Annotated in this window: 17 protein-coding genes, 1 riboswitch and 1 other annotated feature; of the genes, 7 read left to right on the plus strand and 10 right to left on the minus strand. The window is 40.9% G+C overall.

Annotated elements, in window-relative coordinates; translation table 11 throughout:
- Position 1: 1 nt before the first annotated feature.
- Both J7I96_RS19575 and J7I96_RS19580 read right to left on the minus strand, forming a co-directional pair.
- Complete coding sequence (locus J7I96_RS19575; RefSeq protein ID WP_214770478.1) at positions 2–1,261, minus strand: MFS transporter; 1,260 nt, start codon at positions 1,259–1,261, stop codon at positions 2–4.
- A gap of 333 nt (positions 1,262–1,594) precedes the next feature.
- Positions 1,595–1,786 (minus strand): hypothetical protein, encoded by a 192-nt coding sequence (locus tag J7I96_RS19580; RefSeq protein ID WP_034310797.1) that lies wholly within the window; start codon positions 1,784–1,786, stop codon positions 1,595–1,597.
- 329 nt (positions 1,787–2,115) lie between these two features.
- Positions 2,116–2,258: riboswitch (cyclic di-AMP (ydaO/yuaA leader) on the plus strand.
- A 152-nt stretch (positions 2,259–2,410) separates the two neighbouring features.
- Here J7I96_RS19580 and J7I96_RS19585 point away from each other — a divergent pair.
- Together J7I96_RS19585 and J7I96_RS19590 are read left to right on the plus strand one after the other, a co-directional pair.
- The gene (locus J7I96_RS19585; protein ID WP_214770358.1) at positions 2,411–3,736 is read left to right on the plus strand and encodes a TrkH family potassium uptake protein; all 1,326 of its coding nucleotides are present in this window, start codon (positions 2,411–2,413) and stop codon (positions 3,734–3,736) included.
- A gap of 23 nt (positions 3,737–3,759) precedes the next feature.
- Positions 3,760–4,416: a potassium channel family protein gene (locus J7I96_RS19590; protein WP_214770360.1), complete on the plus strand. Its 657-nt coding sequence runs from the start codon at positions 3,760–3,762 to the stop codon at positions 4,414–4,416.
- Between the two features lie 111 nt (positions 4,417–4,527).
- Here the strand turns inward: J7I96_RS19590 and J7I96_RS19595 are convergent, their stop codons facing one another.
- The 4 genes from J7I96_RS19595 to J7I96_RS19610 form a co-directional block, all read right to left on the minus strand.
- A complete protein-coding gene (locus tag J7I96_RS19595) occupies positions 4,528–5,361 on the minus strand; it encodes an STAS domain-containing protein (RefSeq protein ID WP_214770362.1) in 834 nt (277 codons plus the stop codon).
- 13 nt (positions 5,362–5,374) lie between these two features.
- Entirely contained in the window at positions 5,375–5,554 is a 180-nt protein-coding gene (locus tag J7I96_RS19600) for a hypothetical protein (protein ID WP_214770364.1), read from the minus strand.
- Between the two features lie 136 nt (positions 5,555–5,690).
- Positions 5,691–6,392, minus strand: coding sequence for a class I SAM-dependent methyltransferase (locus J7I96_RS19605; protein ID WP_214770481.1), 702 nt, complete (start codon positions 6,390–6,392; stop codon positions 5,691–5,693).
- A 196-nt stretch (positions 6,393–6,588) separates the two neighbouring features.
- Entirely contained in the window at positions 6,589–7,209 is a 621-nt protein-coding gene (locus J7I96_RS19610; protein ID WP_214770366.1) for a class I SAM-dependent methyltransferase, read from the minus strand.
- A 276-nt stretch (positions 7,210–7,485) separates the two neighbouring features.
- On the opposite strand from J7I96_RS19610, the gene J7I96_RS19615 reads away from it, so the two are divergent.
- Together J7I96_RS19615 and J7I96_RS19620 are read left to right on the plus strand one after the other, a co-directional pair.
- Entirely contained in the window at positions 7,486–7,764 is a 279-nt protein-coding gene (locus J7I96_RS19615) for a PadR family transcriptional regulator (protein WP_396020121.1), read from the plus strand.
- Between the two features lie 16 nt (positions 7,765–7,780).
- Positions 7,781–8,500 (plus strand): pentapeptide repeat-containing protein, encoded by a 720-nt coding sequence (locus J7I96_RS19620; protein WP_214770369.1) that lies wholly within the window; start codon positions 7,781–7,783, stop codon positions 8,498–8,500.
- Positions 8,501–8,630: 130 nt separating this feature from the next.
- Here the strand turns inward: J7I96_RS19620 and J7I96_RS19625 are convergent, their stop codons facing one another.
- A complete protein-coding gene (locus J7I96_RS19625) occupies positions 8,631–9,521 on the minus strand; it encodes a PhzF family phenazine biosynthesis protein (RefSeq protein ID WP_214770372.1) in 891 nt (296 codons plus the stop codon).
- Positions 9,522–9,667: 146 nt separating this feature from the next.
- Positions 9,668–9,889: a binding site (T-box leader), on the plus strand.
- Positions 9,890–9,953: 64 nt separating this feature from the next.
- On the opposite strand from J7I96_RS19625, the gene J7I96_RS19630 reads away from it, so the two are divergent.
- Both J7I96_RS19630 and J7I96_RS19635 read left to right on the plus strand, forming a co-directional pair.
- Positions 9,954–10,778: an ATP-grasp domain-containing protein gene (locus J7I96_RS19630; RefSeq protein ID WP_214770484.1), complete on the plus strand. Its 825-nt coding sequence runs from the start codon at positions 9,954–9,956 to the stop codon at positions 10,776–10,778.
- A gap of 128 nt (positions 10,779–10,906) precedes the next feature.
- Positions 10,907–11,056, plus strand: coding sequence for a hypothetical protein (locus tag J7I96_RS19635; protein ID WP_214770375.1), 150 nt, complete (start codon positions 10,907–10,909; stop codon positions 11,054–11,056).
- Here the strand turns inward: J7I96_RS19635 and galE are convergent.
- The 3 genes from galE to J7I96_RS19650 form a co-directional block, all read right to left on the minus strand.
- Positions 11,053–12,024, minus strand: a complete 972-nt coding sequence (gene galE, locus J7I96_RS19640; protein WP_214770378.1) for a UDP-glucose 4-epimerase GalE — start codon at positions 12,022–12,024, stop codon at positions 11,053–11,055. The two genes, J7I96_RS19635 and galE, sit on opposite strands and share 4 nt — an antisense overlap.
- 100 nt (positions 12,025–12,124) lie before the next feature.
- Positions 12,125–13,237, minus strand: coding sequence for a glycosyltransferase (locus J7I96_RS19645; RefSeq protein WP_214770379.1), 1,113 nt, complete (start codon positions 13,235–13,237; stop codon positions 12,125–12,127).
- Between the two features lie 32 nt (positions 13,238–13,269).
- Positions 13,270–13,890, minus strand: a complete 621-nt coding sequence (locus tag J7I96_RS19650; protein ID WP_214770381.1) for a GW domain-containing glycosaminoglycan-binding protein — start codon at positions 13,888–13,890, stop codon at positions 13,270–13,272.
- Between the two features lie 153 nt (positions 13,891–14,043).
- Between J7I96_RS19650 and J7I96_RS19655 the strand changes: the two genes are divergently transcribed.
- Positions 14,044–14,409: a CDP-glycerol glycerophosphotransferase family protein gene (locus J7I96_RS19655; RefSeq protein WP_311315246.1), complete on the plus strand. Its 366-nt coding sequence runs from the start codon at positions 14,044–14,046 to the stop codon at positions 14,407–14,409.
- Positions 14,410–14,556 lie beyond the last annotated feature (147 nt).

The following is a 14,556-nucleotide window of genomic DNA, read 5'->3' on the forward strand; positions in this document are numbered from 1 at the left end:
ATTACATCTTTTCCTTCGCTTCTATCTCTACATCACCAACTGAATAATACCTGCTCTTGGAGGTCTTCATACTAAGCATCGACAACCATAAGGATAAAGCGAACATGATCAAGGAACCTGAAATCACCACGAACCGAATCGAAATGAAATGGGCTGAAACACCAACGATTGCGGTAGTAATGATGATCAATAAAGATTCTAACAAGCCAAAAATACTTCCGACCCTGCCCATAATTTCCACCGGAATATTATTTTGATAAAAGGTTTGAAAGCCGGTGTTGGCAAAAGCCAATGAAAAGGCAATGATGAAAAATCCGATGGCGGCCAGTGAAAAGGCATTCGAAAGGGCAAAGATCATATAACCTATCGAGACAAATAAAGATCCAAGACCAATCATGTGCGAGATTTTCACTTTACTGATGAATACGGCATTGACTATGGCACCAGCAATGATGCCTGCCCCGGCGACGCTTACAAGGAATCCGTAATCGCTGTCCGACAAAAGGAGCACGGCCTTGGCAAACGCAGCTTCTTGGGAATCGATGGCTGTTTCCATCACAACCATGCAGCTGAATAGGAAATAAATGAGCATGATATAGGAAGATTTCCTGCTGAAGTCCAGGACGATGCCCCAATCCTTTTTCATGAGGGTCCAAGACAGGTAATGATTGGATTGTTCAAGGCGCTGACCCTTTTCAAGATTAGGCATGAATAGAGTGATGATGCCGGATAACAATAAGGCAGCCGCATTAATATAAATCGCTAAAACGGGCGTACCGATCAAGAAAAGGATACCCGCTAGCGCCGGTCCAATCAAAAAAGCTCCAGAATCCATTAAGCTTCGTAATGAATTAAATCGTTTCCTCTGTTCAATTGGTATTAATTTTGTTATATAGGACCTAGATGTCGTTCCGAACATGGCCCCTGCCATATTGATCACGAAGACAAGGAAATACATGACCCAAATAGAAGAAGTGAATGGCAGCAAGACTATGAATACCGTGCGAAATAGGTCAAGTGCCGCCATCAGGTTCCGCTTATTTATCCGGTCGATCACGCTCCCTGCCCACACATTCGTAAATATGGCAGCCAGCGGTTTAACGATATAAAGTCCAGATACCGCCAAGGCTGAACCAGTCATATCCAGATCGATTAAATTAAGGGCAATGAAATACACCCAGGAACCAAAGTTGGAGATACCTATTCCGCACAAAAGAATGGAAGGGTATTTCCAGGATACTAATGCATTTTTTAATGTCATCGCTTCTCCCTTTGACTTTACAATAAAAAACCCCGTCCCCAAGGAACGAGACCAATTTGCGATGCCCCCAATATGCCACCATACATCCCCAACTATCCTCGGCTGCTCTCGGAAAGTGGTCATTTCATTTTATTTTTCTCTTCTTTACGTCCACCTTCAACATTACTAAATTTTAACATTAATGGTTGAATTATGTAAATAACACAAAAAAACTCATTCAAAATAAATGAGTTTAAAAGCAAAACAAGATATGGATTTTCGCTCAGCGTTCCTGGATAGAACACAGGGAATTACAATAATTGAATACCGCTATGAATGTTGGAATCAGTTGATTTACCTTGGGGAAAACAATTTTAAAAACGGATTCTTTTTCTTATCCGTTATCCTTAATTCATTCATGATGATTTGATCCTCATGATCGGCTATCCATTTCCTTAGTGCATCTTTATCCTGGCATTGTGTTAAATATGTTTGGCCACCCTTGCCTGTAGCATTAATAACATATCTATTGAACGTCTTCTCCATAATTGCCCGCCTTTTTAATAAAATGTATTGAATTTAACTAATAATGTACTGCTTTTTCCTTTATCTTTTACAAAAGAAACATAATATATCTATTACAAATTTTGATTGGCAATAGCCTGTTCTGCTTGAAATTATTGAATAAAGTACATCGATGCCGGTTATCATAATTGGATTAATCGAACCTATCATAATGTGCTAACTAATATTTGTCAATACGTTTTCTAAATGTAAATAAAACGTAAATTTTCAGTTTTGTTAAAGAAATATTTTTTTACGATTTAGGGGTTTACAACTGCTAAATGATGGGAGTAGAATACGCTTATCAATTTAATGCAATTCGGCCAAAACTCATGGGAAATGAGTACGGAGGACCCAATCATTTGGGGTTAATTCTGCCTTGCAGAAGGGATGAGATCAGCTCTTTCGCCATCCTACCCGTCAGCTAACTTCGTCGGCTAAAGCGAAGGAGGTCATAAGACCGCCTATTTCGGGAGCCTTTTTTGCACGCTTTTTGTGGCAATACAGCTATTCGATGTTTTCGCAGGTCTTTTTATTATGCTTTTAAAAAGATTCGAAAAGCAGATTGATGATTAAAAGTCATACAGTAGGGATGATCATTTGAGAATGACAAAATTGGATCCGCCAAAAATACTTGTACTCGGCTTTGCCATCCTGATACTTTTGGGGGCCTATTTATTGACCCTGCCGGTTTCCACAGAAAATGGCCATGGTCTTTCTTTTCTGGATGCTTTATTCACCTCGACTTCCGCTACATGTGTAACAGGGCTGGTCGTAGTGGATACGGGATCGACCTTCACCACTTTTGGTGAGTTGGTCATCTTAACACTGATTCAGGTAGGCGGCTTAGGGTTCATGACATTTGCGACGTTTTTCTTTTTATTAATAGGCAAAAAGATTTCTTTAAAAGGCAGGTTAGTTCTGCAGGAGTCGTTAAATAATCTATCCATGGCGGGTGTAGTCAGATTAGTGAAACGGCTTTTAATTTTTACGGCCATTATTGAGGGCATGGGTACCCTTATCTTATCGATTCGCTTTTCTTTTGATATGCCAACCGGCAAGGCGATCTATTACGGTGCTTTTCATTCCATCTCCAATTTCAATAATGCCGGCTTTGATTTAATGGGGGAATTCAGGAGTTTGACCCCTTATGTTTCGGATCCATTCGTAACCCTTACCGTTGCCTTCCTCATCACGTTTGGCGGGATAGGCTTTATCGTGATGAATGAACTATACGAATATCGGAATACAAATCGTTTGTCCGTACATACGAAGATCGTTCTGACGACTAGCTTGACCCTTACGATTGCCGGCGCGATTTTAATCTTTTTATTCGAGTCCGGCAATGCCAAGACATTGCAGCCTTTATCTTTCATGGGTAAAATGCTGTCGTCCTTATTTCAATCGGTATCACCACGGACGGCAGGCTCCAACACGCTGAATATCCCTGATTTAACTCAGCCTGCATTACTGCTCATCATTTTCTTGATGTTCGTTGGGGCATCACCCGGATCGACCGGCGGCGGGATTAAAACGACGACATTTGCGACGATTGTCGGAACGGTTTGGTCACAGATCAAAGGTAAAGGTGATGTGGTCTTGTTCCGCCACCGCATCGTGAGTGAAACGATTTTCAAGGCATTATCCGTCACATTCATTGGTGTATTCGTGGTTTCCATCATCTCCATTCTGCTGACCATCACTGAAAGCGGAACTGACTTTTTGATGATTTTGTTCGAAGCCACTTCAGCTTTCGCCACCGTGGGACTTTCAATGGGTTTGACCCCGGAATTATCACCGGTCGGCCGGATGCTCATCATTTTCACGATGTTTGCAGGCCGTGTTGGTCCTTTGACTTTTGCCTTTGCTATCGCCATGAGGCGCAAGCCAGATCCGTTCCGACGTCCAAAAGGGAAAATCATGATTGGTTAATAATGAATGAAGGAGTGTAATAGATGGGAAAACGACAATACGCCGTGATAGGTTTAGGCAGATTTGGAACAAGTGTGGCCCATAGATTATATACGGCAGGCCAAGAGGTTTTGGGTATTGATGTGAACGAGGAAAGAGTCGAGAATGCGGAACTGAACGTCACCCATGCAGTCATGGCGGATACGACCGAAGAAGAGACATTGAAAGCAATCGGAATCCGTAATTTCGATTGTGTCATCGTAGCCATCGGAAATGACATGCAATCGAGCATTTTGACTACCTTGCTTTTAAAAGAGCTTGGGATCAAAAAGGTCATTGCCAAAGCACTTAATAAAAATCACGGTCAGGTGCTCACAAAAGTCGGTGCCGACTGGGTCATCTATCCTGAGAGGGATATGGGGGAACGGGTCGCGAACCAGCTCCTTTCCCCTAACATGCTGAACTACATAGAGCTTTCTAAAGAATACAATATCGAGGAAATCATCCTCCCCATGAGCATGAAGGGAAAAAGCCTCAGGGAGCTTGATTTACGGGCAAAATATAATATCAGCGTCATTGCCATCGTGAGTAATGGGGAAATCATCATAGCACCGTCACCGGATCAGGATATCCATGAAAAAGATATGCTTTTAGTGGTTGGCAATAAAGAAGATCTGGCCATCTTTGCCAATATTGAATAGTCGTTCCGGCTTTTGCTATTTTGAATGCTAATACATACGAGAAGACCACCATATGGAGGTCTTCTCGATGAAATTTATAACGAACATGCCCGTGCCCTGGATATGTATGTATTATTTTATCGTACTGATCGCTTGGGCAAGAGTGGACTTTATCGTCACTTTATCAAAAGGCAGTTGAAGCTTAACGGCAGTCATGGCTATTTCCGGCCGAAATCCTGAAAGGGTTGTTTGAATTCCGATCAAATGCAAGGATTCAATCAATTGAGACAGCTGGTGTGCGGATCCGCTATCTATTGCATGAACGCCAGATAGGTCAATGAAAAGTCTGGTGACATTTTTTTCAGCGCACTTTTGTAAGGTGTTTTCAAGCAAGGACATGCCCCTCGTCGTGTCAATATCGCCTATCAGGGGAAGCAATGCCGTGTTATCTTTAAGGGAAATGATGGGTGTGCTCAATTCATCAATCGTTGCCTGTTGGGCTTTCATGATTTTATTGGCATACCTATGATTCGCTTCCGTAAACCTCTCCATCACTTCACTGAACACCTTCACCACTATCCGATACCAGGAGTTTATTTCCTCCTGTGTATATTGATCTCCATGCAATTTCACAAACCGGTCAATATAATCCAGGTATTGCTCTTGCGTTCGGAAAAACTCCCTCAATATAAAATAGATGGGTGTGTTTAAATGATGCTCATCCTGACCGATCTCTTCAATCCAATCACCAAGCTGCTTAAAGAATTCCCTCTCCTCTGTATCAAAGACCTGAAAGAAACGTAAATGGAATTCATTATTTTGCTGCTTAAGTTTTTTAACCACTTTGGGATCGTTTGAGCAATATACACCCGAACTATCACTTTTATTCAATGATGCGTACCAATCCTCAGTCAATTGTGCTGCCACACCCAATAAAAAGGAATATAATTCTTTATTTACGTGCATAAACTCCTCCTATTTAGTTTTTATCAAAAGCAATCGATAAATCCAATTTATCAACAAAGCAAGCATCGAAGACAACCTCTTCCATACTTAAAACCTTAGGCTCTCTGATTCCTGATGGCCCCCTCTTCCCATATACCTTCCCAGCTGTTTTTGAAACCATGTTTTTTAAAAAAAGATCAGCAAAAGCCTTCATCTATCATTCTGTCAAATCCCCATTCCCAAAACTTTATAGCGTTGTTATGGTTTACCATTTTATTATTTTTGTTAACAACTTCCACGCAAAAAAGGACCTAACCCCAAATCCTTCGGTTTAAAACCATTTCGCCTTCTCATTTCATAAATAAAGCCGTCCATAAACCTTGCACCCCAAAAGTTTCATCCGATTGTTCCATTTTCCTCATTTTCCGTATTTCCACCACTTCGAATGCCTTGAAGATCATTCTGAGTTTTTCTTCAGTAAAACCTAAACCGCCATTAAGGCTTCTTTGCCTATATACTTCCCAATCTGAAATATCGGCACCACCCAATATGCCGCCTTCGACAAAACAAGTGATCGAATACAACCCCTTAGGCCTTAACGCCTTTTTCACCATCTCCAAATAATTGATCCTTCGATGTGGAGCAATATGGTGAAAACAACCTGAATCATATACGAAGTCATATTGCCCTTTTGCAATATCCAAATCAAATATATTCCTTTGAATGAAGTTCACTTGGACATTTTTGTCTGCTGCCCGTTCTTTTCCCCATTCAAGGGCTTCCTTCGAAAGGTCCACCGCATCAACGGAACAGCCCTTTTGAGCAAGGTAAATGGCATTTCTGCCAGGTCCGCATCCAAGCTCAAGAACCTTTCCTGGCCCAATTAGCCCACCATCAAAATATGAAACCAAATTTTCATCAGGGAAATTTTCGAAAAAGGGAACCCCTTTTGAGCGGTCTTCATAAAAGCCATCCCAGAATCCAGTTGGTTCACGCAATAATGAGTCCAGCATGTTCAACAGATCTTCATAGGTTGTAATCGTCTCCGACAAAACCATCACCTCTTTCATTGTATACCACCATTTAATTATACTGATTTCGCCCGGTGCCTCTGTAACAGCCGCATCAGCTCATTAACCATGTTAGGGAAGACATGGGTTTATACATGCATGTCAAATATTACATGCCTCCTTACAGGGTTTAGCTTCCAAAAAACAACACTCAGCTCTATGTGGTATCCTGATGTCCTCACAACTGTTTACTGATGATTATCCTTCTATACATTCCATTCAGCATGATCGGTCGATCTTCTTTAATTTCCATAATACCCCCATGTCCACTGAACAGGTCTTCAAACCTCAAGCCAATATCCGTTCCTAAAATTCGAATGATCGGCCTCAGCAGCCTTTTGGGAACTGAAAGCCGTTCATCTTTAGAGATAAACTTATCGAATAGTATTATTTTCCCCTCGCCTTTTACAACCCTGATCATTTCCCGAAGACATTCATTGGCATCAGGTACGACGGAAAGAACCAAACTTCCCACTACATAGTCAAACGATTCATTAGCGAATTCCATATGCTGTGCATCCATCTCGAGGAAACTGATCGATGCATCATCAAATTTCCCCATCGCTTTTTTTAGCATATCCGCCGACAGGTCTATTGCCGTTATCTCAAGGTCAAGGTTTTTGATCAGCTCCAAATCGGCCCCCGTACCTACGCCCACAAACAGGACCTTTGCATGATCATGAAAATCCAGCTCTTCAAACATTCTTTTCCTGGCATCTAAAAAGAGATGAGCGTTGAAGATTTTGTCATAAACCGGCGACCAAAATTTATAAATCACTTTATTCCACGAATTATTCAACATCCTTACCCCCTTATATACTTCTTCCATGAAACATGGTAAATCCCTTCCAAGCGGATATTATATGTGGCAAATTAGTACAATTAAAAAGTATGTGATGCAGTGATTCGCGAAAATTGGCATGTTTCTTATCATAAACCCTCCAAACCTGCATGATCCATAGTAACCAAACTACCTTGACTGTCATAGTAATATGCTATAAGATATACCAAAGGAGGTGAGGATTTGGTTCAACGACAACTATCCTCTGACTTGCTTCGCGGACATGTAGATACGATGATTCTGAAACTCCTGCAAAGTGGCGATAAATATGGTTATGAAATCAGCAAATTAATATATACGAATTCCAACGAGCAATATGAAATCAAGGAAGCGACGATGTACTCCAGCCTAAAACGGCTGGAAAAGGATGGATGCATCATCTCTTATTGGGGAGACGCCACACAAGGCGGAAGAAGGAAATATTACAAAATCACCCCAATCGGGGAAAACACATATATCCAAAATAAAAATGACTGGGAGCAGGCCAAGCGAATACTTGAGTGCCTTCTCTAAGAAGGGAAGATGAAATGTGATTGAAAAACTGAATGCACATGTTCATAGCATTTTTGCCCCGTACAAAAGTGCAAAAACAGCAAAGGAATTGGAAGAAGAACTGCTGCAAAACTTACTGGAAAAATACGATGACCATAGAAGGAATGGTGCCAGTGAACAGGAAGCATTTAAGCTGACTGTTGATTCGATTGGGGAGGTATCAGAGCTCATGGAATCCCTCAACCTACAATACAATGTGCTTGAGCAGGCGATAAGCATGGACTATTCCAGGCATCGCTTATTGGATTCCGACTTCCGCTCGGTTTCGGTCCATGATGGGAAGTTCAATTCCTGCGATTTAAGCCGTTCTGACTTCAGCCATTCCGACCTGACGAACAGCACATTTAAAAACAGTAACTTAGATCATTGCATCTTCGAAAATGCCAATTTAACTGGCACCTTATTTAAAAATGCCAATTTAAAAGGCGTAACTTTCAAGAACAGCATTTATAATAAAACCCATTTTAAAAGCTGTAATTTATCTGGTCTTATATTCGATGGGGAAACTTTCAAACAAACCATTTTCGAAGGCTCTTCATTGAGAAAGGCATCATTCCGCGATACCACCCTCATCAATGTTCAATTTCGGATGTCCGATTTAAAGAAAATTGACTTTACTGGAGCTTCAATGGATAAACTCACTTACAACTTTTTACATGGAGCAAAGGTTGATCTTAGCGGCGTGACCCTCATCTAAAGGACAGCGATTGTCGCAACCACCTCAATCATTTGCATGAACGTGTTACTGATTTACAAGAACCCTGTGCCAAGACACGTAACGTCTTAGCACAGGGTTTTTTCCATATACTTTTTCACAGTATGAACCTTTAGACTTCCACTTCAAATTCTTTAACGTAGACAGCATTCCCGGTGATTTCAATATCGTATGTGCCATCGTTCTTGGTAGCTGTAACGCGAACTCTGCCATCCTTTCCGATTTCATGCCCCTGTTCGATTAACAGATGCACCTCATCTTCAAGATCACCCTTTATGTATTTTGCATAATAAGCGCCCATCACACCTGATGCCGTTCCTGTAACCGGGTCTTCAAGCGTACCTGAATAGGGCGAGGAAAAATGCCGAGCATGCATATGAGCATCACTATCGTACGTCTCCAGGCAAAAGGGATGAACGGAAGCTCTTGGCATTTCCTTTAATAATTGCGGAAACAGGCTATTGTTGGCCTTCATCCTTTTAAATGAACTTCTTTCTTTTACCGGAACCAGTAAAGTCCATAAACCTGTACTTCCATAAACAATAGGTAATTCACTTTCCAGTTCTTCTATATCAAGGCCGAGGGAACTGGCTAAGCCACCTTCATCTCCGTTAAACGCTTCAAACTGCGGCGCGGCCTGCTTCATCGTAATATATATATCAGGCCCCGCCGACGTATGGATGTTGATTGGCAATATTCCCGCTCCTGTTTCAATCATCAACTCATCTTTATCCAATAATCCCCTGGTCTTCAGTGCATGGATGGTAGCCATTGTCGCATGTCCGCAAAGATTCATTTCGTTTCTTGGTGTAAAATAACGGATTCTAAGATCGGCAATATCGGATTCCATCGGAAAAGAGGTTTCATTGAAACCCACCTTCATCGCTATCTCCTGCATTTCCATTTCGGTCAGTCCATCTGCATCTAAAACCACACCTGCCGGATTTCCTTTATTCGGTTTACTGCTGAACGCATCGTAATGAAAAACCCTTACCGTTTTCAAATCTAACATCTCCTATTAATGAATGGTGCTTCTCTTGAATAGTAATTCTATATCTCTATCCATATTCCTTTTTCGTCCTATAGTAAGTGAAACAACCATTGATTTTATTTTCTGACTATTATACAATTACTCAAATTCATCAAATGTAAAATTCCTTGAAGGGAAGGAGTACGTTATCATTCTGTTCCAAAGAGAACTGGTGCTTTGCTGAAAGCCAGTGTCCAGAATCTGACCGAAGATCATCCCCGAGAAGTAAAGCCGAAGCTTCAGTAAGCTTTACCGGTTCCCCCCGTTAAATGGGACAACGCATTCATGTGCGTTTGTCATTAAACAAGAGTGGTACCGCGAGTTCAAATCTCGTCTCTTAATGAGACGGGATTTTTTGTATGTAAACCAAACAATGAAAATATCGGGAAAGCGGGTGCAGGAGTCATGCAGACACTATTATTCGTAACGGATTTATACTATGAAGCAAAAGGAAGAAATTATTATGAGGAGGATTTGTACCTTACCTCGAAGCTTAGGGAGGATTTTCAGTTAGTACTTTGCCATCCTGAAGACATTGAAACGTTTGAAAAGGATTTTGACTTGATCGTCTTTCGAAATGCCGGTCCAGTAGCCAATTTTAAAGATAAGTATCTAGCATTCCGTAATAGAGTGGCTGCTGGTCATTTGAAAACATACAACTCATTTGTTGGAAAGGCTGATATGAACGGGAAGGAGTACTTAATTGAACTGACGAATGCCCAATTCCCTGTCATTCCGACCATCGATGCACTTGAATCTTTACATAAACTTCCCAATGTGGAAACGTATATAGTGAAGCCGAAAGATGGCGCGGATTCCATCGGTTTGGAATTTGCCGCGAAAGAAGAATTGGGAGATAAAATGGATGCAAAATCAAAGAACACATTGGTACAGCCATTTATCAACTTTGAGTATGAAGTCTCTTTTTATTTTATCGATAAAGAATTTCAGTACGCCCTTTATGCGCCTGATAAAGAGAAAAGATGGGAATTAAAAGAATATGTCCCTACTGAAGCAGACCTGGTTTTTGCGAAACGATTTATTGATTGGAACAATCTTGATTGGGGCATCCAACGAGTAGATGCCTGTCGGAAGGAGCAAGGTGAACTTTTATTAGTAGAGCTGGAAGATTTAAATCCGTACCTTTCCCTGTTGGAAATACCCGAAGAAACACGTCAAAATTTTGTAAAAGCCCTGAAAAAATCAATCCGGAAAGCTCTTCAAGCTTAGAATGAAAACTGCCAAATGACTCGCTAGCCACGACCCGTCACAGCAGGCGCTTGGGGCTTTGCGGACAGTCGGCGGAAAAGGGAGCTGGTTTCTGAAAACAGCTGGATTTTTTTTTGGGGGGAGTAAACTTGATCGTTGATTTCCACTCCAGAACGAGCTTTCCGCAGGAGTCTCGTACATTACGTTCCAATCAACTGGAACGTTTTTTTAATAAAAAAACTGCAGGCAAACCCGTTTTCTTCGAGTTTGCCTGCAGTTTGAAATCATGGGAGCATTAATTCATTTGAGATTTATGCCATTTCCACGCACTTTCAATGATTTCTTCCAAATCTATCGATGCTTTCCAACCGAGTTCTTCATATATCTTATTGGCTGAAGCAACCAGGCGGGCTGGATCTCCAGGGCGACGGTCTGCATACTCTATGGTCGGTTTCACTCCCGTGACTTTTTCGCAAGTGTCGATTACATCCTTAACCGAAAATCCTTTTCCATTCCCAAGGTTGTAGGTGGCCGTATCCTTCTTCCCGGATAATAGGGCTTGAAGCGCGATTATATGTGCTTGGGCTAAATCCGTTACATGGATATAATCGCGAATGCATGTGCCATCTTCTGTGTCATAGTCCGTACCAAACACGGAAATCTTCTCACGTTGACCTAATAAATGCTGTAAAATGATTGGAATCAGGTGTGTTTCCGGATCATGGCTTTCACCGATTTCTGCTGACGCATGTGCTCCGGCCGCATTGAAGTAACGCAAGACGACATAATGAAGTCCATATGCCTTTGCAAAGTCCCCCAAGATCTGTTCCACCATCAATTTCGAGCGGCCATATGGGTTAATCGGATTGGTTGGCTGATCTTCATCAATCATATCCACATTTGGTATCCCGTACGTAGCTGCCGTTGATGAAAAAATGAAATTCTTAACATCATGCTTGAGCATGGTATTCAATAATGTAAGGGTTGCACCTACATTATTATCATAGTATTTATAAGGATCTTGAACAGACTCCCCGACCAAGCTATTAGCGGCAAAGTGCATGACCGCTTTAATCGGATACTTAAGGAAAATTTCATTCAAGACCGCTTCGTCCCCTAAATTCCCTTCCACCAAGGTGGCGTTTGAATCAACCAGCGAACGAAATCCAGTTGAGAGATTATCCAGGATGACAACCTCTTCAGTTTTCACTAACTCTTTTACAAGATGACTTCCAATATATCCTGCACCGCCAACGACCAAAATCATATAGTATTACCCCTTTTACTTTAAGCTTGAATGAATCATTAAATCTCGCAACCCATACATGTCATTAGTGGGAGGTCCAATTATAAGAACCTCCCTCGTTTTATAAGCATTTATTGAAGGTTTCCATGGCCAATCCATTATATTGGGTGTAATCAAACTTCGCTAGTTTAGGATTATCTTCACTAACCATGGTAGATAAGCCCTTTTCCAGTCCATCTATGCTATTTTCGACAAGTAAACCATATTTACCGTTTTCCAAAACGGTCCGGTTAGCCACTATATCAGTAGCCATGATTTTCATTCCTAAGGTCATTGCCTCCAATAATACCATGGGCTGGCCTTCATAATGTGAGGAAAGAACGAAGCAGTCACATTTTTCCATGAACGAAAATGGATTTTCAAGCTGCCCCAAAAGATGAATGGAATGATTTAAGTCCAGCTCATCAATGATTGCCTGCAAATCTTCCTTTAAAGGTCCTTGTCCTAAAATATACAGTTTGCTATTTTTGTTTTTCTCATGAAAGCCTGCGAATGCACGAATCAAGTTATCTTGCCCTTTTTCAGGAGATAACCTTCCCATATTGACAAAGTTAAAATCACTTTTATCAGGATATGGAACGAATTGATCATTCACTTCCAACCCATGGACCTCTTGTACGATTAACGCCTGTTTATCGATCCAGCCAATAGATATCCCGTCCAATGATATATGGGCATACGTACCAAGTTGAGTGACCGCTTCTTTATCAAATTCCACGATCCGGCCATTAAAGGTTGGCCCATTTTCCAAGACCATGGCATCTTGCAGCCCATAAGGCTTATCCCATATATGATAATCGCCTAAGTTAATTTCGGCAGTGCCGCGCACTTCCCGTTCTTTTAACAGGATTGGCTCTTCTATGATTTCGAATGCCCCCGTATTTAACCAGCCTATTTTCTTATTATCGATTTCGAAAAGGTAATAGCCGCCTTTGTTGGTTCTATTATACTTGATGATTCTGACGATTTGTCCTTCAAAATCGATTGCCTTGCTCACTCTTTTAGCCTTGTAGTTCGGATATGCCTTCGTCCAGATTGTATGATCTTCCGGGTTAGTTATTTTACCGTACTTCTGATTACCAGTGTTTATTTCCTTCAGCGTTCTATTCTCAATTTTATCGATGAACTTTTTATTGTTTTTATAGTTTCTCGATATTATATATTTTCTTGTCATTATAGCCCATGTCTTCATTGATTGTACAATGTTCAAGCACGGATAAAGCAGAATTTATCTATCCAGCCTATGATCTTGTCTTTTACTGATATTCTGCTATAAATCGAATGCTGGGTTTTTGCTTCCCTATCGACTTTTACAATGATCCCTTTAAAATCATGACTGCCGGAAACTTTGTACGTTTCTTCAACCTTATACGGCAAGGACCAAATATAGTTCGATCGAGGTCTTACTAACCTTGCTATTTTATCCACTTCTTTTTCATAAATGATGCTGTCTGGCAGCAGCTCCACAGCTTCTTCACTAATCCAGCCAATTATTTGATTGTCATGACTGAATTTATAAAAAGTCTTTTGATCAGCATAGGTTTTCCTCGAAATCACGATTTCAGCACCTTCAAATCGTTCTTCCAATGGAAATTGAGCGGCATTCGAAATTCCCGGAAGGGTATTCCAAACAGGATTATCCTTGACATCCCTTAAAATCGCCCTCGCTTTGAAGTTTTCTGTGATCATCGCCTTTTCATCATTTTCGCTACCTTCGGGCTCATTTGACTCGATTTGAAGGATTTTATCAGGGTTGATGGAATTCATTACATAATCAAATTTATCGAAGTCTGCATACTCCAATAGATTCTTTCGGTTTAATTCCATTGTTCCCTCAGACACGCTTACCAGTTTATCAAATCGATTGTATACAGAAAATGGTGCACCTTAATTAATAAGTTACATTTTTCACCGATTTGACTTAAGTGGCTGGCGACAAGTGAGTATTTAATCAATAATTCCACATGCCAGTCTTTCTTCATCCCTAAAAGCGATCAGATTTACATCAATACCTGGCATGGAACGCCCCTTAAGAATATGGGCTTTGATATATCCGGTAACCCTTCGGTCTCTCAAAACGTTGTCAGGAACTTCTTGAGTGCAGATTTCACTTTTAGCCCTAATGCCCACACTACCAACATATTTACACATAGCTATAAGTTAAGTGGATTGTATAAAGGTGAAATAATAGAAGAAGGATATCCGAGGATCGATTTGACGCTGAATACGAATCCGGGGGAGTATAAGGATTACTTAAGGACCCTGGGTTTGAAAATCAGTGATGCTAAGGAAAATATTTTTATATGCCCCGACTTGGAAGGGGGCGAACCTGGCCAAGGTGGATAATGATCCTCTTCAAATCATTGCTGACATTCATTATTTACTTTATTACCTTCTTATTCACTAAATAGGCATCCCCTTTTATGGATTTATATTCACCATTCAAAATTATGTTTGCATTTCAGTAACCAAAAATAACAACTATGAATGATC

The sequence above is a fragment of the Bacillus sp. ISL-78 genome, from assembly GCF_018613455.1.
Taxonomy (GTDB): Bacteria; Bacillota; Bacilli; order Bacillales; family DSM-1321; genus Peribacillus; species Peribacillus frigoritolerans.

What these genes read in the sequence shown, in the direction of transcription:
- J7I96_RS19595 (WP_214770362.1), bottom strand. Translation starts at nt 5,361, where the DNA reads ATGCACGTAAATAAAGAATTATATTCCTTTTTATTGGGTGTGGCAGCA.
- galE (WP_214770378.1), bottom strand. Translation starts at nt 12,024, where the DNA reads ATGATTTTGGTCGTTGGCGGTGCAGGATATATTGGAAGTCATCTTGTA.
- J7I96_RS19645 (WP_214770379.1), bottom strand. Translation starts at nt 13,237, where the DNA reads ATGACAAGAAAATATATAATATCGAGAAACTATAAAAACAATAAAAAG.
- J7I96_RS19575 (WP_214770478.1), bottom strand. Translation starts at nt 1,261, where the DNA reads ATGACATTAAAAAATGCATTAGTATCCTGGAAATACCCTTCCATTCTT.
- J7I96_RS19615 (WP_396020121.1), top strand. Translation starts at nt 7,486, where the DNA reads ATGATTCTGAAACTCCTGCAAAGTGGCGATAAATATGGTTATGAAATC.
- J7I96_RS19590 (WP_214770360.1), top strand. Translation starts at nt 3,760, where the DNA reads ATGGGAAAACGACAATACGCCGTGATAGGTTTAGGCAGATTTGGAACA.
- J7I96_RS19585 (WP_214770358.1), top strand. Translation starts at nt 2,411, where the DNA reads ATGACAAAATTGGATCCGCCAAAAATACTTGTACTCGGCTTTGCCATC.
- J7I96_RS19600 (WP_214770364.1), bottom strand. Translation starts at nt 5,554, where the DNA reads ATGAAGGCTTTTGCTGATCTTTTTTTAAAAAACATGGTTTCAAAAACA.
- J7I96_RS19580 (WP_034310797.1), bottom strand. Translation starts at nt 1,786, where the DNA reads ATGGAGAAGACGTTCAATAGATATGTTATTAATGCTACAGGCAAGGGT.
- J7I96_RS19630 (WP_214770484.1), top strand. Translation starts at nt 9,954, where the DNA reads ATGCAGACACTATTATTCGTAACGGATTTATACTATGAAGCAAAAGGA.
- J7I96_RS19650 (WP_214770381.1), bottom strand. Translation starts at nt 13,890, where the DNA reads ATGGAATTAAACCGAAAGAATCTATTGGAGTATGCAGACTTCGATAAA.